The following is a 17,444-nucleotide window of genomic DNA, read 5'->3' as shown; positions in this document are numbered from 1 at the left end:
GTAACAAAACAGTTACATTTTGACATTCCTGTGCCGATAAATCGTTATGCCCGACGATTACGGGTCAACATGCATAGGATTTTGGTATGGGAATGCTCAAAAATTTTACCATTCGCGCAGTGATGCTCTCCATTCTGGGACTGTTTTGTCTGCTCTGGAGCGGCGTCGGCCTTTATAGCATCCACTCGCTAGGCGCGCTCAGCGAAGGCAACGATGTTGACCGCCATCTGGTTGAACAAATGACGGTGCTGAGCAAAGGCAACGATCAATATTTTCGCGTGATAACCCGTCTTTCCCGCGTGATGGAAAGCAAAGCTGCAGGTAAGGCGCTGACGGATGAGGCGTATGCACCGGTGCAGCAGGCGCTGGACAGCATGACGCAGCAGCTGGCGCGCTTCAAACAGCTGGCCCCCGGCCCGATGAACCCGGACGTCGTGGATGGCGTGATTCAGAGCTGGCAGAAGCTGCTGGATGATGGCGTAACGCCGCAACTGCAGCTGGCGCGTCAGGGTACAGCGGAGGCTTATCGCGAGCAGGCGAATAACGGCACCCCGCCGCTGAGTCGCGCTTTTGGCGTCAGCGCCGAGAAATTTAATCAAGCCGCCGCCGAAAAGCTGGACACTACCCGGGTGGAGGTCGACCGCCTCACTGCGATGACCAAAACCATCATCACCATCACGGTGGTTATCGGCCTGCTGATTCTGCTGTTTACCGACCGCTATCTGGTTGCCATGCTGGTGCGTCCGCTGGAGACCATCCGTAACCACTTCGCCGTCATCGCCACAGGCGATCTCAGCCAGCCGGTCAACGAGTTCGGCCGTAACTGCGTGGGTAAACTGGTTCCGCTGCTGAGTGCGATGCAGGACAGCCTGCGGGAAGCGGTCAGCGCCATCCGCAGCGGCACCGAGAATATCTCGCGCGGTGCGGCGGAGATCTCGGCCGGTAACAATGATCTCTCATCGCGTACCGAAGAGCAGGCCGCCGCACTGGAGCAGACGGCGGCCAGCATGGAGCAGTTAACCGCCACGGTGAAATTTAACGCGGATAACGCCCGTCAGGCCAGCCTGCTGGCGGAAACCGCCACCACCACCGCCCAGCGCGGCGGCCAGCTGGTCAGCGAAGTCGTCAGCACGATGGATGGCATCTCCGGCAGCTCGAAAAAGATCGCGGAGATCACCAACGTCATCAACGGTATCGCGTTCCAGACCAATATCCTGGCGCTGAACGCCGCCGTCGAAGCGGCCCGGGCCGGAGAACAGGGGCGTGGGTTTGCGGTGGTCGCGTCGGAAGTGCGTAATCTGGCCCAGCGCAGCGCCAATGCGGCTAAAGAGATCGCGACCCTGATCGAAGAGTCCGTTCAGCGCGTGGACAAAGGCGCCGAGCTGGTCAGCACCACCGGTGGCACCATGAACAACATTCTGAAGTCGGTGCAGGATGTGGATGCGATCATGAAGCAGATCGCGTCCGCGTCAGAAGAGCAGAGCAAGGGGATCTCTCAGGTCGGTACGGCGGTGACCGAAATGGACAGCGTAACCCAGCAGAACGCCTCGCTGGTCGAAGAGGTTTCAGCGGCTGCCAGCGCGCTGGCCCTGCAGACGGAAGCGCTGCAGGCCTCGGTCGCGAAGTTCCGCCTCTCTGCCGACAGTCACCGTGCACCAGGGGCGAGCGGTAAACCGGCCGCACCGAAGGCGCCCGTGCTGAGTGCGGCTCAGGCTAAACCGGTTGATAACGGCGACTGGGTTACCTTCTGATCCCGGCATAGCCACGCCACCAGTTCCGTCAGGAAGGGTGGCGCATCCCGTTCGGGCCGCTGCAGGAGGCTGTAGACGGCCCCCGTCTTTACCTCGCCAGCGAAGGGTGTAATCAGCCTGCCGCTGGCAATATCACTCTCCACCAGATTGCTGTCCGCAATGGCCACCCCAAATCCCTGAATCGCCGCGCTTATCGCCAGGTCCATCGTGGAAAAATGCTGGTTCCGCCTCATCACCGGCGTTACCGCCTGCGCCTGCAGCCAGCACAGCCAGTCGCGCGTGTCAGCGGTCGGATGCAGAAAGGTCATCGCCTCCAGGGCGGCGGGCGAGGCGGGCAAGGGGAGATTCGCCGCCATCACCGGCGTCAGTGACTCCCGGAACAGGGTAATGCCTTCAGGGTGCGGCCTGCCATAGACGATCGCGGCATCAAAGTTCTCCAGCTGCGAGGCATGATCCAGGGTGGTGGTCAGCGCCACATGCAGCTCCGGGCGCTGATGCTCCAGCGCCATCAGCCGGGGCACCAGCCAGCGCATCGCGCAGGTCGGTGCTTTCAGGCGGATGCTGCTCTGGGTGCGGCGGATCTTTTCGCTGGCCTGCACCATCTGTTCAAACCCGGCGCGCAGATCAGGCAGCAGGGCGGCACCCTGCGGGGTCAGCCGCAGTCCGCGCGCGTGGCGGTCAAACAGCGTGACCCCGAGCCACTGCTCCAGCGAGGCAATTTTGCGGCTCACCGCGCCCTGGGTCAGGCAGAGTTCCCGTGCGGCATGCGTCAGATTAAGATGCCGGGCGGTCACCAGAAACGCGTGGATGGCATTCAGCGGCAGCGATGTACGGGACACAGTGAACCTCAGCTATGCATATTTGTCATGGCTATTATGACGACATTTCGCTTGCCGACTCAAGCCACACCTCGTTGAATAACGGTTCAGCCCATCTGATCGGTTCTTCCCTGACGGAGAGTGTATGTCCCTGAAAACGCCTGTTGCGATCCACCCCAAACTGCCGGATGTCGGCACCACTATTTTCAGCGTGATTGGTCAGCTGTCGGCCCGGCATCAGGCGATTAACCTGTCGCAGGGCGCACCCAATTTTCCCTGCGACCCGGCGCTGGTCGGGGCCGTCAGCCAGGCGATGCAGACGGGACACAATCAGTATGCGGCCATGATGGGGCTGCCGGCCTTACGCGAAGCGCTCGCCAGCAAAGTGCAGACGCTCTACGGGCAGACCTATGATGCGGGCAGTGAAGTGCTGATTACCGGCAGCGCCAGCCAGGGACTCTATATGGCCATTACCGCCCTGGTGCATCAGGGCGATGAGGTGATCTTCTTTGAACCCGCGTTTGACAGCTATGCGCCGGTGGTGCGCCTGCAGGGCGGCAGGCCGATTGGCCTGAAGCTGCAGGTGCCCTCCTTTGCCATTGACTGGGAGCAGCTGCGGGCGGCGATCACCCCGCGTACCCGGATGATCATCATCAACACGCCGCACAACCCCAGCGCGCAGGTACTGACCCCGGAAGACCTCAATCAGCTGGCCGCGCTGATCCGCAATACCGACATCGTAGTGCTCTCGGATGAGGTGTATGAGCATATTCTGTTCGATGGCCGTCCGCATTGCGGGATGGCGACACATCCGGAGCTGGCCGCGCGCAGCGTCATCGTCTCCTCATTCGGCAAAACCTTTCACGTCACCGGCTGGCGGGTCGGCTACTGTCTGGCCCCGGCGGAGCTGATGACCGAACTGGTCAAGGTGCATCAGTTTATGATGTACGCCGCCGATACGCCGATGCAGGTGGGCTTTGCTCACTATCTGCAAAACCCGCAGAACTATCTGTCGCTCAACGCCTTCTATCAGCAGAAGCGCGATCGGCTGACGGCACTGATGCAGCATTCGCCATTCCGGCTGCTGCCGAGCGCCGGTTCGTTCTTTATGCTCGCCAGCTATGGACATTTCAGTGACGAACCCGACAGTGAAATGGTAAAACGTCTTATCGTCGATCACGGCGTGGCGACCATTCCGCTGTCGGCGTTTTATATGGATGGCACAGACAATAAACTGATTCGTCTCTCTTTTGCCAAAGACGAGGCGACACTTGAGGCGGGCGCGGCTGCGCTCAGTGCTTTTTCCCACTGAACGGCGCTTCCGCGCAGGGCAGACCGGGAAACAGATAACCAGGACTTTTCGGGGTAAACAGAGAATGAAGAAACTGAACGCGCTTTTTCTCGCGCTGGGGATGATGAGCTCCGTGCAGGCACTGGGACAGGATTTACGGTACGGTGTGGAGTCGCAATATCCGCCGTTTGAAAGCCGCAACGCCAAAGGCGAGCTGGAGGGCTTTGATATCGAGCTGGGCAATGCCATCTGTAAGGCGGGCAACTTCTCCTGCCACTGGGTGGAAAGCAGTTTTGATGCGCTGATCCCGGCGCTGCAGGCGAAGAAGTTTGACGCGATCAACTCGGCGATGAACATCACCGAAGCGCGCGCAAAAAGTATCGCCTTCACGCAGCCGATCTACCGCATTCCGACCATGCTGGTGGCGAAAAAGGGTGAAAATCTGGCGCCGACGGCAGAGAGCCTGCGCGGCAAGAACATCGGCGTATTGCAGGGATCGATTCAGGAAACCTACGCGAAGAAGCACTGGGAGAGCCAGGGCGTGACGGTCACCTCCTATCAGGATCAGAATCAGGTCTACAACGACATGGTCGCGGGCCGCCTCGATGGGACGCTGGTGATGTCCGCAGCCGGTCAGTCCGGCTTCCTGGATAAACCGCAGGGTAAAGGCTTTGGCTTTGCGGGCAAACCGGTTGAGGATGACGCGATTCTGGGTTCAGGCATCGGTTACGGCCTGCGTAAGGATGATGCGCAGCTGAAGCAGTCGCTGGATGCAGCCATCGCCAAAGTCCAGAGCGACGGCACGATCAAAAAACTGGCGGAAAAATATTTCCCTGGTATCGACGTGAGCGCGAAACCCTGATGCTCACCGGGCGCGTTCTGCGCCCGGTTTTCTCCTCAGCCCGCCGCCAGATGGCAGAGCTTCTCTGCAACCTGGTAGGACTTCACAAACGACGTCAGCGGCAGAAATTCGAAGCGTGAATGGAAGTTGTGCGCGCCGGTAAAGAAGTTCGGCGTCAGCAGGCCCTTCGCAGAGAGGGCTGCACCGTCCGTGCCACCGCGCATCGGGATCACTTTGGGTTCAATCTCCAGGGCGGCAAAGGCGCTGAAGATGAGATCAATGGCCCGGCGATCCTCGCCCAGCGCATTGCTGATGTTGCTGTAAATGTCGCTGAGCGTGATGCTGACGTCGCCGGCAGGATAGCGCGCTGCAATGGTCTCTGCGGCCTGACGGAGCTGCTGCTTGCGAGCGTCAAAACGGCTCAGGTCGAAGTCGCGAATCGAGGCTTTAAGCGTGGCCTGGCTGGCGTTGGCCTGCATCTCGTTGAACCAGATATAGCCCTCGCGGCCCTCGGTGTGCTCCGGCGTCTCCAGCCGGTCGAACAGGCTGATGTAGTCGTGAGCCATCAGCAGCGGATTCACCAGCACCCCTTTGCCCGACATCGGATGCGCGGGCACGCCGGTAAAGACAATTTCTGCGGCGGCACCATTGAAGTTTTCATACACCACCTCGCCCAGTTCGCAGCAGTCGATGGTCCACGCAAAATCGACGTTAAAGCGCGTCTCCAGGTCCAGCGCTTTCGCGCCGCGCAGGCCAATCTCCTCGTCCGGCACAAAGGCGACTACGATGTCGCCGTGGTCACCCTGCAGGTTCTCCATCAGCGTCATCACTACCGTAACGGCGGCTTTGTTGTCTGCACCCAGCACGCTGGTTCCGTCGCTGAAAATCACCTGCTGGCCGACGTAGGGCGCGATCTCCGGATGTTCATCATGGCGCAGCCAGATCTGCTGCTCTGCATTCAGGCAGAGGTCGTCGCCCTGCCAGGTCAGGATCTGCGGATGAATATCGGGCGACAGACCGACATCGACCGTGTCGATATGGGTGATAAACCCGATACGCGGGGCGTCGGGCCGGTTGCCGCGTTTCACCGCCGTCACCGTAGCGTGCTCATCGATCTCCACCGCATCCAGCCCCAGCGCACGCAGCTCGTCGGCCAGCAGGGCCGCCATCGTGTGCTGGCCCGGCGTACTCGGCAGCGAGGTGGCTTTCGCATCGCTCTGACTGCTGACGGCGAGGTAACGGAAAAAACGTCGGGTGAGTTGCGACTCAAGTTTGTCTGTCATCACTATTCCTTATTAGTCAGCCACGCGCAGGGTTCGCTATGGTGCCGAATCGTGCTATCAATGAAGCATCTGAATGATTCATTTAGATATTGTGATCACCGGAAGTCAATACAAAGCGAGGATGATAATGAAAATCAGGATAGCCACCTTAGCGCTTGTTACGGCTGGAATCGCGCTGGCAGGCAGCGTCAACGCTAAAACGCTGGTCTACTGTTCGGAGGGATCGCCGGAGAACTTTAACCCTCAGCTCTATACCTCGGGAACCAGCGTCGACGCCAGCGCAGTGCCGGTTTTTAACCGTCTGGTCGACTTCACGCCAGGCACCACCGATCTGGTACCGAGCCTGGCGGAAAGCTGGGAGATCAGCCCGGATGGCACCGTCTACACCTTCCATCTGCGTAAAAACGTGAAGTTTCAGAGCAACAAACAGTTCCGCCCCAGCCGCGACTTCAACGCCGACGATGTGATCTTCTCGTTTATGCGCCAGATGGACCCGAAAAATCCCTATCACGCTGTCTCTGGTGGCACCTACTCTAACTTCGAAAGTCTGGAACTAACCACCCTGATCAAAAGCATCGACCGGGTGGATGATCATACGGTGCGCTTTACGCTTTCCCATCCTGAAGCGCCGTTCCTGGCCGATCTGGCCTGGTATTTCGCCTCGATTCACTCAGCCGAATATGCCGATGCCATGCTGAAAGTGGGGACGCCGGAAAAGGTCGATATGAACCCGATCGGCACCGGCCCGTTTGAACTGGTGCAGTACCAGAAAGATTCCCGCATCCTCTACAAAGCCTTCCCGGACTACTGGCAGGGCAAGGCGAAGCTCGACCGGCTGGTGTTCAGCATCACGCCGGACGCCTCAGTGCGCTATGCCAAACTGGAGAAGAACGAGTGTCAGGTGATGCCATTCCCCAATCCGGCCGATCTGGAGAAAATGCGCGCCAACCCTGACATTCGCCTGGAGCAGAAAGCGGGGCTGAACACCGGCTTCCTGGCGTTTAACACCACCAAAGCGCCAACCGACAACGTTAAAGTCCGCCAGGCGCTGGCGATGGCGATCAACAAGCCGGCGATCATCGAGGCGATTTTTAAAGGCACCGGCACGGTGGCGAAAAACATCCTGCCACCGGGGGTCTGGAGCGCCGCCAAAGATCTGAAAGATTACGACTACGATCCGGAGCAGGCGAAAGCCCTGTTGCAGCAGGCTGGCGTAAAACCCGGCACCGAAATTGCGCTCTGGGCGATGCCGGTGCAGCGGCCCTATAACCCGAATGCCCGCCGGATGGCGGAGATGATTCAGGCGGACTGGGCCAACGTTGGCATCAAAGCCACTATCGTCAGCTATGAGTGGGGCGAATACCTGAAGCGGGTGCGCAGCGGCGAGCATCAGGCGGCGCTGATGGGCTGGACAACGGCCACCGGTGATCCCGATAACTTCTTTGGCCCGCTTTACAGTTGCACCTCCGCGCAGGGCGGATCGAACTCCTCAAAATGGTGCTATCAGCCGTTTGAGACGTTAATCACCGAGGCGCGCGCCGAACCGGATCAGGCCAGACGCACCGCACTCTACCTGCAGGCGCAGCAGATCATGCATGACCAGATGCCCGCGGTGATGATCGCGCACTCCACCATCTTCGAACCGGTTCGAAAATCGGTCAGCGGCTATCAGGTCGACCCGTTCGGCAAGCACATCTTCTATCAGGTTGATATCAAACAGTAAGCAACGGAAACCCACTTTCGGGTGGGTCTCTGCCTGTTCACGCAGGTCAGGGGTGACCTGGCCGAATGCCACAGGGGACAGGCTCAGGACAACGTTCCATGCCCCTGAGCCAGCTCCATCCTCCCGCTTTCCACCATCAGCCCGGTTATCTGCGGCGCCTTATCCCATCCTGACCTGTTCATCCATCTCCGTCAGCCGCTGCTGCAGAAACTGCAGGAACAGCGTCAGCGCCGCATTGCGCTGGCGACCCGATACCGTCTGCAGCTGCAGCGTGCGCTGACTTAGCTGATCTACGCCCATCGACTGCAGCACCAGATTCTGCGTTTCCCGCTCAAACAGCAGGGTGAATGCGCTGCAGATGGTGACGGCCTGCGGCGTGTGCAGCAGAAAGTGGTAAAGGGCGGCGAAATAGTCGCAGGTCAGCACCGGCTCGACCACGCAGTCGTTCATCTGGCAGGAGAGGTCAAACAGCTGCCGCACCGTAGTGTGCTGGCCCGGCAGCGCCAGCGGCCAGCGGTGGAGGTCGGCCAGCGTCACCTGACGGGACGCCAGCGGATGTGACTGATGCATCGCCAGTAACACCGGCGCAGGCCATGAGCCGAGCACCTCAACGCTGCGCTCCGGCTGCAGGCTGAACTGCAGCGCCACATCGCACTCGCCCGCCCGGACGCACGCCGCCACGCCCTGAGCGTGCGTCACGTTCAGCGCAAACAACGCGCCCGGATAACGCTGCCGGAATTCGGCCAGCAGGCCGGGCAGCAGGCTGAACGCCATGCCATCGGTGCAGGCAATGCGGATCAGACTACGCCGTACCGCTTTCAGCCCTTTGATTTCCGCCAGCGCATACGCCATATCACGCTGACTTTTGCGAACGTGATGCGCAAAAAGCTCTCCCGCCTCGGTCAGCACCATGCCGCGAGCATGACGCCGGAACAGCGGGGCACCGACCTGCGCCTCCAGGCGCTGAATCTGACGGCTGATGGCCGACACCGCAACAAAGAGTTGCTCGCTGGCGGCGCTCAGAGAGCCGCATTCAGTGACCGCCAGAAAGTAGCGGATCTCGTTGCTTAACATCGTGCCTCCGGCTGAACGCCTCATTACAGGGCAGGGATGCTTTGCTTAAAAAGCAAAGCAGACTCGATAAATTGATAATTGTGGCAAAGGAGGAAGTTTGTCAAAGATAAAGCACGATAAAAAAAACAGGAAGGGCAAACATGACCGAGCAACAGGCCGTCGATCAGGCCATGCACTATTTCGACACCGGGGCGTTCCGGCAGCTGCTGGCACGCCGGATAGCCTGCGTCACCGAAAGTCAGCACGCCAGCCGAAAGGCGGCGCTGACGCATTATCTGGAGCAGGAGATCGGGCCGCAGCTGGCGGCGATGGGCTTCACGCTGCATCCGTTTGAGAATCCGCAGCCCGGCAGCCCGCCGTTTCTGATTGCCACCCGCATCGAAGATCCCGCTAAGCCCACGCTGCTCTGCTACGGCCACGGCGACGTCGTGTTCGGTGACGATGAGAACTGGCGCGAAGGATTATCACCCTGGCAGCTTACCGAAGAGGGCGATCGGCTCTACGGTCGTGGCAGCGCGGACAACAAAGGTCAGCACTGCATCAATTTTGCGGCGCTGGAGCAGGTGTGGCAGGCGCGCGGCGGCACGCTGGGCTTTAACTGCAAAATTCTGTTTGAAATGGGCGAAGAGATCAGTTCGCCAGGGCTGGCGGCCATCTGCCAGCAGCAGCAGGCGCTGCTGAAGGCGGATCTCTTTATCGCCTCTGACGGCCCGCGACTCAACGCGCTGCGGCCAACGCTGTTTCTGGGGTCACGCGGGGCGGCCAACTTCCGGCTGACGATTCGGGCGCGTGACAACGCCTATCACTCCGGCAACTGGGGTGGACTGCTAAGTAATCCCGGCACCCAGCTGGCAAACGCGCTGGCCTGCCTGGTGAACGCGCAGGGCGTATTGCAGGTTGCCGCGCTGAAGCCGGACTCTCTGACCGACGCGGTGCGCGCCATTCTGCGCGATATCGAACCCGGCGGGATGCCGGGCGATCCGGCGCTGGCCAGAGGCTGGGGCGAACCGGGACTGACGGCGGCCGAGCGTCTCTATGGCTGGAACACCCTGGAGGTGCTGGCCTTCGAAACCGGTAATCCGGCCCGGCCGATGAATGCGATTCCCGGCAGCGCCACGGCGGTGTGTCAGCTGCGTTTTGTGGTCGGCACCGACTGGCAGAACCTGGTGCAGCACGTTGAACAGCATCTGCGGCAGCATGGGTTCGACAACGTCAGCGTGGAGTTTATGCGCGGCTCACCGGCCACCCGGCTCGATCCGCAGGATCCACTGGTGGCCTGGGCGCTGGATATTCTGGCCCGCAGCAGCGGTAAGAAACCGGCGCTGTTGCCGAATCTGGGCGGCTCACTTCCCAACGAGGTCTTCGCTGATATCCTCGGCCTGCCGACGCTCTGGGTGCCGCACTCCTATCCGGCCTGCGGTCAGCACGGGGTGAATGAACATCTGCTTACCGGGATCGCCCGCGAGGGACTGGCGATCATGACCCGGCTGTTCTGGCAACTGGGTGAAGAGGGCGAAACGCTGATAACGCGCCACCAGCAGTGGCGGAGGGAGGCGCGATGAACAGTCAGATGCAAGCCGCTTCACCGGTAAAACCGCACCTGCACAAAACCCTGTTCGCGACCTGTATCGGCAATGCGCTGGAGTGGTTCGACATTGCGGTGTACGGTTTTTTCGCCAGCTACATCGCGCACGTCTTCTTTCCGGTCAGCGATCCCTCGGTGTCGCTGCTGCTGACCTTTGGCAGCTTTGGCATCTCCTTTCTCATTCGTCCGCTGGGGGCGATTGTACTGGGCAACTATGCCGATCGCTATGGCCGCAAAAAGGCGCTGCTGCTGTCCATTAACCTGATGATGCTGGGCGGGGCAATCATTACCTTTATGCCGGGTTACGCCACCCTGGGTCTGGCGGCTCCGCTGCTGATTCTGCTGGCGCGACTGATTCAGGGCTTTTCAGCCGGTGGCGAGTTTGGCAGCTCCACCGCCTTTCTGGTGGAACACTTCCCGGAGCGGAAAGCCTTTATTGCCAGCTGGCAGTTTGCGACCCAGGGAGCCAGCACCCTGATGGCATCCGCTTTCGGGCTGGGGCTGACCCACTGGCTGAGCGAAAGCGAGATTCAGGCGTGGGGCTGGCGCATCCCGTTTGCTTTCGGACTGCTGATTGGACCTCTGGGGATCTACATTCGTCGTCATGTTCAGGAGCCAGCCAGCTTTGCCACCCAGGAAAAGGAAGCCGCGCCGCTGAAGACGCTGTTTGGCCAGCAGAAGGCGTTAATAACCCTGGCGATTGGCGTGATGGTCATCTCGACCGCCGTGAACTATATGCTTAATTATATCCCGACCTACGCCACCCGGACGCTGCACCTGCCGGGGTCGGTGGCCTTCACCGCAACGCTGGTGGCGGGGATTATCCTGACCGTGGTGACGCCGCTGATGGGATTATGGGCGGAGCGGATCGGTCGGTTGCCACTGATGTGGGGATCGCTGCTGTTACTGATGATCACCATCTATCCCGCCTTCCGGGGCATGGTCAGTCATACCACACCCACCACGCTTATCCTGCTGGTGGCCTGGATGGCGCTGCTGAAGTCGGTCTACTTCTCCACGGTGCCCTCGGTGATGGCCGATCTCTTTCCGGCGACCACCCGCGCCAGCGGCATGGCGATCAGCTACAACGTGGCCGTAACGGTCTTTGGCGGCTTTGCGCCGCTGATCTGCAGTATGCTGATTACCGCGACCGGCAGCAGCCTGGCGCCAGGCTACTACCTGATGGCGGTGGCGGTACTGAGCGGCCTCGCGCTGCTGCGCTGCCGTCAGCGAATGGCCTGACCGCGCCCGGAACCGCCTGGCGCATACCTGCACAGGCGGTCTGGTCGTAAAGCCACCATACTTTGCTGCGATTGCGCACCGCATTTCAGGGGGCGCAATCGCCTGTTGCGCGGTGGCAGGTGCCTGAAAATGCCGGCGGTTTCGCTACACGTTAAGCCGGTATGCGGCTGACGGGGTCAGCGTGAAATCACGCCTGCGCTTACCTGAACTGCAGATAGGCAACATGGGTCTGCAGATACTCCTCCAGGCCATGTTTTCCATCCGCACCGCCAACCCCCGATTTCCGCCATCCGGCATGAAAGCCCTGCATCGCCTCGAAGTTTTCGCGGTTTACATAGGTTTCACCGAATTTCAGCTTTTGCAGCGCGATCATCGTGGTATTGAGATCCCGCGTGTAGATTGAGGAGGTCAGCCCATATTCGCAGTCGTTAGCCAGAGCAATCGCCTCCTCCAGGGTGGTGAATTTCATGACCGGCAGGACCGGGCCAAAGATCTCCTCCTGCATGATGGCCATCTCCTGGCGTACGTCGGTCAGTAACGTAGGCTCAAAGAAGAAACCTCTCTCTCCGGCACGTCGGCCGCCCACGACCACTTTTGCGCCGTCAGCGACCGCCTCCGCCACTTTCTGCTCCACCCGATCCCGTGCGGCAGCCGTAATCAGCGGCCCCATATCGATATCGCTGCGTTCAGCCGGGTCGCCAAAGGAGACCTGCTGAAACGCCGTGGTCAGCGCCTGAATAAAGCGGTCGTAAATGCCCGCCTGCACATAGACGCGCTCTGCGCAGTTACAGACCTGACCACTGTTGATCATCCGCGAAGCGGTAATCGCCCGCACCGCCAGTTCGGGATCGGCATCATCCATCACGATGGCGGGGGCCTTGCCGCCCAGCTCCAGCGAAACTTTAGTGACATTTTTCGCGGCAGCCTGCATGGTTGCGATACCCGCGCCGACGCTGCCGGTCAGACTCACCAGCCCGACGCCAGGGTTAGCCGCCAGCTCCTGTCCCACTTCCGGCCCCAGCCCATAGACCATATTGATGACACCCGCGGGCAGTCCAAGCCTGTGGATGATCCCGGCAAACAGCGCGGCGTTATTGGGTGTCAGCTCGCTGGGCTTAATCACGATGGTGTTGCCGGTAATCAGGGCCGGTGCCGCTTTGCGGGCGATCAGGAAGAAGGGGAAGTTCCACGGCAGAATCCCGGTGGTGACGCCGATGGCCTTTTTAAAAAGGAAGATGTTCTCGTTGGGGCGATCGCTGTTGATGATCTCGCCCTCATAGCGCCGCGCCCACTCTGCCATATAGTCCAGATAGTCGGCGGTGAACAGCACTTCGGTCTTCGCGAGGCTCTGTGTTTTTCCCCCTTCCGCGATGATGGTGGCGGTAAGTTCCGGTTCGGCCTCGCGTATGGCGCTGGCAATCTTATGCAGCCAGCTGCCACGCTCGATCGCGGGCAGCGCTTCCCAGCCTGGCTGCGCAGCGGCGGCGGCGCGGATGGCGCGGCTGGCATCCTCACGACTGCCCTGAGGAATGCGTGACAGCAGTGCCTCGGTAGCCGGATTCGTCACCTCGATCCACTGGTCACCCTGATGAGCGACAAATTCGCCATTAATATAATGTTGATGATGAGTAGTCATTTGTTGGCCTCTTCGCTATCGATATGTTGCAGTAATGTGATAGCAGGGTGAGGCAGATTGGCCGGAACGACCTTTTGCTGGTTGCCAGCCACCGGGGGCGTCTGGCAGCCAGTCGCAAAACCCGGTGAGTTCTGCGGCAAAATCGCCAATCTGTTATAGATTTAAAGAAGTGAAACAGGCAGAAAAGGGGGCATCATGGCTAACGGATGGGCATCAGAAGGGGCGGTTCAGGAGCAGATCGACAGCACCGTCAACGACGGCATTGAGCGCGTCAGGCAGGCGATCGGTCAGGGTGAGAGCGCGACCGAATGTGAATGCTGCGGCGAACCGATCCCGGAAGCGCGTCGTCAGGCGCTGAAAGGGGTGCGCTACTGCGTCTCCTGTCAGGAGAAGATCGATAAACAGCAGCAGACCAGCAGTTTATATAATCGTCGCGGCAGTAAAGACAGCCAGCTGCGCTGAGGCTCAGGAGCCTGGCATCGCCAGGCCGCTGCCGATAAACCACGCCAGAAAGCTCACGCCCGCCACGATGATGGCGATGGGAAACAGAATCCCTATTCTCATTTTCTACCTGCTGCAAACCGCGATTGAGGAAGGCGCGATCTTATCATGAGATCTGCAGCAGTGCGCGGTGGGTTTTCAGCAGGGTAAAGAGCTGGAACTGCGTGGCATCATGCTCCTCGCGCAGCACATCGCCCTTTCTGTAGAGAATATGATGGATGTGGCCGAGCTGTCGCCAGACCACAATCGCCGAGGCAATCAGCGCGCAGTGCTGCTCCACCTGCAGGCACTCCAGGGTCGCGTAATGTGTATCATCCAGCTGATTAACGAATACGTTTATCGCCTCTGCGGGCAGTATCGCCCGGAGGTCATCCAGCATGACCTGGCTCACCGACCGCGAAAGAATCACGGTTAACCACTTCGTTGTCATCCCAATCCCTGATCCCGCTGAGTTTGCCCCCGTTTATACGACCTTGCCTGCCAGAAAGAAAGGCTTCTTTGCGTCTCTGCCATCCGGCACGGGAAGCTGGCAGTCAGCACGAAATTGTGCTGCGCAACACAGCATAATCGTGAAAAACACTGAATAATAAGCGACTTACCTGTCTGCCCCTCCGGTTAACTGACAACGGCGAAACTGTGATCCTTAACGTTAATAATGGGTAAATATTGCCACGCCTCAGTGGCTTCCGGCACTTATCCAAAGGCTGAGAAATTCCTGCTGAACGTAGACTGCGTGCTGAGCGGAAGCAGCAGCTTTCCGACAGGCCTTAACCTAACCGGGGAATAACAATGAACAGTGCCATCATCGCGGGTATCTTCTGGCATTTCGTCGGAGCCGCCAGCGCCGCATGTTTCTACGCGCCTTTTAAGCAGGTAAAAAAATGGTCATGGGAAACCATGTGGTCGGTAGGTGGCCTGATGTCCTGGCTGATCCTGCCGTGGGCGGTGAGTGCCGTATTACTGCCAGATTTTATGGCCTACTACCGCAGTTTCACGCTGTCACAACTGATGCCGGTCTTTCTGTTTGGCGCCATGTGGGGCATCGGCAATATTAACTACGGCCTGACCATGCGCTATCTCGGCATGTCGATGGGGATCGGCATCGCCATCGGGATTACCCTGGTGGTCGGCACGCTGATGACGCCGCTGTTGCAGGGACGCTTTGGTGAGCTTTTCGCCTCGTCAGGAGGCCGCTTAACCCTGCTGGGCGTGCTGGTCGCGCTGGCTGGCGTTGCGATTGTCTCCCGCGCCGGGCTGTTAAAGGAGCGGGCGCTGGGAATTAACGCCGAAGAGTTTAATCTCCGGAAAGGTCTGCTGCTGGCGGTAATGTGCGGCATCTTTTCAGCCGGTATGTCCTTTGCCATGGATGCCGCGAAACCGATGCATCAGGCTGCCGCGGCTCTGGGTATCGATCCGCTCTATGTCGCCTTACCCAGCTACGTCGTCATCATGGGCGGCGGTGCGCTGGTTAATCTGGGCTTCTGCTTCTGGCGGCTGGCTACCCGCGCTGAACTGTCGCTGCGCAGCGATCTGTCGGTCGCGAAGCCGCTGCTGGTCGCTAACATCGCCTTTGCCGTGCTCGGTGGCACCATGTGGTATCTGCAGTTCTTCTTCTACGCCTGGGGACACGCCAGAATTCCGGCGCAGTACGATTATGTGAGCTGGATGCTGCACATGAGCCTCTACGTGCTGTGTGGCGGCCTGGTGGGTCTGGTGATGAAGGAGTGGAAATCTGCCGGGCGTCGTCCGGTGAGTGTGCTTTCGATCGGCTGCGTGGTGATTATCATCGCCGCCAATATTGTGGGGCTGGGCATGGCGGCCTGATCGGGCATGGCGATGCAGCTGGTAACGAAAGGGCCTGCTTAGCAGGCCCTTTTTACTCAGACGCTGAACTTTTCTGCGCCTGGCGTGGCGCAATAAAACGCTGACGCCAGGCGCTGGGCGTCAGGCCGGTGTCGCGGGTAAACACCACTGAAAAGTAGTTACTGTCATCAAAGCCGCAGCGGGCGGCGACCTCACTAATCAGACAGTCCTGAGTGCGCAGCAGATATTTCGCCTGGCAGAGCTGCAGCTGACGCAGGTAATGGCCGATGGTCATGCCGGTCTGCTGACGAAAAAGCTGCTTCAGCGCCCGTTCGCTGAGCTGGTTCTGCTGGCAGAACGCCGCCAGATCGAAGGGGCGGGCAATCGCGCCCTGGAGTGCAGACATCAGCAGATCGAGCTGCTCACCCTCCGGCAATGCCCAGGGGCGATCGGCGGCATAGCCGTGGCGGCGCAGGATCAGCGCCAGTTGTAAAAACAGCGCTTCAGTGAGCTGTACCGACAGCGAGTCGCTTTTGCGGCTCTCACGCTCCAGCTGGCCGATCACGCCACGCGCCAGCGCCATGCCCCGGGTGGTCAGACGCCAGCTGCCGGGCGCATCCGGCCCCGGCTGCGGCAGCAGCTGATGCCAGTCGAGCGCCAGGCCAAAACGATCCTGGCAGTAGAGGATATTATCCAGCACCAGATTGTTGACGCTGTCATAGCTGTGGCAGTCACTGTCACGGATATAGAAGACGTCGCCGCAGGTGATCAGCCACGGGCGATCGTTGAGAACGTGCAGGCCGTTGCCGCGCCAGACGATAACGATCTCACTGAACTCGTGCCGGTGCGGCGGGAAAGAGGGCTGGGGCATCCTTTCGGCAATCGCGACCGGCAGGCTGGGCGCGGGAAAATAGTCATCACGACTGAGGATCAAAGCCATTCCGGGTTCCTTACACCATCTGCTGACGCTCCGTTCGCGGTGCGCAACCAAATTCGCGCCTGAACAGGGTAGAGAAGTGATTACTGTCGCCAAAACCACACTGGAAGGCGATATCGGTAATGCGCATATCGCTGTGACGCAGCAGGTGACGGGCCTGTAACAGCCGCAGACGGTTCAGGTAGCGCTGCGGCGTACTGCCGGTCTGCTGCTTCATCTGCCGGTGCAGCGTGCGCAGCGACAGGGAGAAGCGATCGGCCACCTCATCCCAGACGATCTCATCACTGTAGTGGTCGCCCAGCCAGTCGAGCAGGCGGTGCAGCCGCGCCTCCTGGTCCTGACGCTGGCCGTCAATACAGGCCTCACGCAGCAGCACCAGCAGCTGCAAAAAGAGCTGCTCCTGGCGTGCCTGCTTCTCCAGCGACCAGGCATCATCCTGCTGCATCTGCGCCGCCACGTTCAGCGCCTGCGCCATCACTTTATGGTTGAGACGCCAGTGAGGCCGGTATTGCTCCTCCTGATCGCAGGGCAGCAGAGCCTGCAGCCCGGAGAGAAAACGAAACGCACCGGGGCTGCGATAAAGCACATTGGTCAGGCACAGGTTATCGGTCTGCTCATAAAGATGCCGGTCGTGGTCGCGGACAAAACAGACGCATCCGGCGCAGAGCGTCTGTGGCTGACCATTAAACACATGAATGCCGGAACCCTGCTCAACCAGCACGATCTCATAAAAATCATGATGATGCTCCGGAAAGGCCGTCTGGGGGATGCGGGGTTCTATCGCTATCGCGTAGTCGCCCTCCGGAAAGAAATCCGCACTGTGCAAAATGGTCATGATCGGCTCCCGCTGGTTAACAAAACTTTAACGCAGTCTAATCAGGACCCGCTTACCTTACCTTGAATTTTCAGCCGTGCTCAGCAGGAATCGTGCTGATTTTTCAAGATATCCCCGGGAGTTA

At 59.8% G+C, this 17,444-nt stretch carries 16 protein-coding genes; 8 read left to right on the top strand and 8 right to left on the bottom strand.

The window, feature by feature from the left end:
- Window positions 1-86: 86 nt before the first annotated feature.
- Window positions 87-1,751 carry a methyl-accepting chemotaxis protein gene (locus AB1748_RS11320; protein WP_111141294.1) on the top strand — a complete coding sequence of 555 codons (1,665 nt, stop codon included), beginning with the start codon at window positions 87-89 and terminating at the stop codon, window positions 1,749-1,751.
- Here AB1748_RS11320 and AB1748_RS11315 read toward each other — a convergent pair.
- Window positions 1,709-2,590: a LysR substrate-binding domain-containing protein gene (locus AB1748_RS11315; RefSeq protein WP_111141293.1), complete on the bottom strand. Its 882-nt coding sequence runs from the start codon at window positions 2,588-2,590 to the stop codon at window positions 1,709-1,711. The genes AB1748_RS11320 and AB1748_RS11315 overlap by 43 nt on opposite strands.
- 124 nt (window positions 2,591-2,714) lie before the next feature.
- Between AB1748_RS11315 and AB1748_RS11310 the strand changes: the two genes are divergently transcribed.
- Both AB1748_RS11310 and AB1748_RS11305 read left to right on the top strand, forming a co-directional pair.
- Window positions 2,715-3,881 carry a methionine aminotransferase gene (locus AB1748_RS11310; RefSeq protein WP_367395505.1) on the top strand — a complete coding sequence of 389 codons (1,167 nt, stop codon included), beginning with the start codon at window positions 2,715-2,717 and terminating at the stop codon, window positions 3,879-3,881.
- Window positions 3,882-3,945: 64 nt separating this feature from the next.
- Complete coding sequence (locus tag AB1748_RS11305) at window positions 3,946-4,722, top strand: transporter substrate-binding domain-containing protein (RefSeq protein WP_367395504.1); 777 nt, start codon at window positions 3,946-3,948, stop codon at window positions 4,720-4,722.
- A gap of 35 nt (window positions 4,723-4,757) precedes the next feature.
- On the opposite strand, the gene pepT is transcribed toward AB1748_RS11305, so the two are convergent.
- Window positions 4,758-5,984, bottom strand: coding sequence for a peptidase T (pepT, locus tag AB1748_RS11300; RefSeq protein WP_111141290.1), 1,227 nt, complete (start codon window positions 5,982-5,984; stop codon window positions 4,758-4,760).
- 127 nt (window positions 5,985-6,111) lie between these two features.
- Between pepT and AB1748_RS11295 the strand changes: the two genes are divergently transcribed.
- The gene (locus AB1748_RS11295; RefSeq protein WP_367395503.1) at window positions 6,112-7,707 is read left to right on the top strand and encodes an ABC transporter substrate-binding protein; all 1,596 of its coding nucleotides are present in this window, start codon (window positions 6,112-6,114) and stop codon (window positions 7,705-7,707) included.
- Between the two features lie 159 nt (window positions 7,708-7,866).
- Here the strand turns inward: AB1748_RS11295 and AB1748_RS11290 are convergent, their stop codons facing one another.
- Window positions 7,867-8,781, bottom strand: a complete 915-nt coding sequence (locus AB1748_RS11290; protein ID WP_111141288.1) for a LysR family transcriptional regulator — start codon at window positions 8,779-8,781, stop codon at window positions 7,867-7,869.
- Between the two features lie 140 nt (window positions 8,782-8,921).
- On the opposite strand from AB1748_RS11290, the gene AB1748_RS11285 reads away from it, so the two are divergent.
- Together AB1748_RS11285 and AB1748_RS11280 are read left to right on the top strand one after the other, a co-directional pair.
- On the top strand, window positions 8,922-10,343 hold the full coding sequence (locus tag AB1748_RS11285; RefSeq protein WP_293770120.1) for a M20 family metallopeptidase: 1,422 nt from the start codon (window positions 8,922-8,924) through the stop codon (window positions 10,341-10,343).
- The gene (locus AB1748_RS11280) at window positions 10,340-11,608 is read left to right on the top strand and encodes an MFS transporter (protein ID WP_293770117.1); all 1,269 of its coding nucleotides are present in this window, start codon (window positions 10,340-10,342) and stop codon (window positions 11,606-11,608) included. The genes AB1748_RS11285 and AB1748_RS11280 overlap by 4 nt, the downstream gene beginning before the upstream one ends.
- Before the next feature lie 199 nt (window positions 11,609-11,807).
- Here AB1748_RS11280 and aldA read toward each other — a convergent pair whose 3' ends face one another.
- Window positions 11,808-13,244: an aldehyde dehydrogenase gene (aldA, locus tag AB1748_RS11275; protein ID WP_111141285.1), complete on the bottom strand. Its 1,437-nt coding sequence runs from the start codon at window positions 13,242-13,244 to the stop codon at window positions 11,808-11,810.
- A gap of 195 nt (window positions 13,245-13,439) precedes the next feature.
- Here aldA and AB1748_RS11270 point away from each other — a divergent pair, with 195 nt between their 5' ends.
- Complete coding sequence (locus tag AB1748_RS11270) at window positions 13,440-13,706, top strand: DksA/TraR family C4-type zinc finger protein (protein WP_111141284.1); 267 nt, start codon at window positions 13,440-13,442, stop codon at window positions 13,704-13,706.
- Between the two features lie 3 nt (window positions 13,707-13,709).
- Here AB1748_RS11270 and AB1748_RS11265 read toward each other — a convergent pair whose 3' ends face one another.
- A complete protein-coding gene (locus tag AB1748_RS11265) occupies window positions 13,710-13,808 on the bottom strand; it encodes a YoaK family small membrane protein (RefSeq protein ID WP_139805882.1) in 99 nt (32 codons plus the stop codon).
- A 43-nt stretch (window positions 13,809-13,851) separates the two neighbouring features.
- The gene (locus AB1748_RS11260) at window positions 13,852-14,175 is read right to left on the bottom strand and encodes a hypothetical protein (protein WP_293770109.1); all 324 of its coding nucleotides are present in this window, start codon (window positions 14,173-14,175) and stop codon (window positions 13,852-13,854) included.
- A 359-nt stretch (window positions 14,176-14,534) separates the two neighbouring features.
- On the opposite strand from AB1748_RS11260, the gene rhaT reads away from it, so the two are divergent.
- Entirely contained in the window at window positions 14,535-15,569 is a 1,035-nt protein-coding gene (gene rhaT, locus AB1748_RS11255; protein ID WP_111140545.1) for an L-rhamnose/proton symporter RhaT, read from the top strand.
- 52 nt (window positions 15,570-15,621) lie between these two features.
- Here the strand turns inward: rhaT and rhaR are convergent, their stop codons facing one another.
- Window positions 15,622-16,488 (bottom strand): HTH-type transcriptional activator RhaR, encoded by an 867-nt coding sequence (gene rhaR / locus AB1748_RS11250; protein WP_111140544.1) that lies wholly within the window; start codon window positions 16,486-16,488, stop codon window positions 15,622-15,624.
- Window positions 16,489-16,498: 10 nt separating this feature from the next.
- Window positions 16,499-17,320 carry an HTH-type transcriptional activator RhaS gene (rhaS, locus tag AB1748_RS11245; protein ID WP_111140543.1) on the bottom strand — a complete coding sequence of 274 codons (822 nt, stop codon included), beginning with the start codon at window positions 17,318-17,320 and terminating at the stop codon, window positions 16,499-16,501.
- Window positions 17,321-17,444 lie beyond the last annotated feature (124 nt).

It is taken from the genome of Pantoea sp. Ep11b, from assembly GCF_040783975.1.
In the GTDB taxonomy this organism is placed as follows: Bacteria; Pseudomonadota; Gammaproteobacteria; order Enterobacterales; family Enterobacteriaceae; genus Pantoea.
Note: the sequence above shows the minus strand (reverse complement) of the source record. Positions and strands in the feature narration are given on the sequence as shown.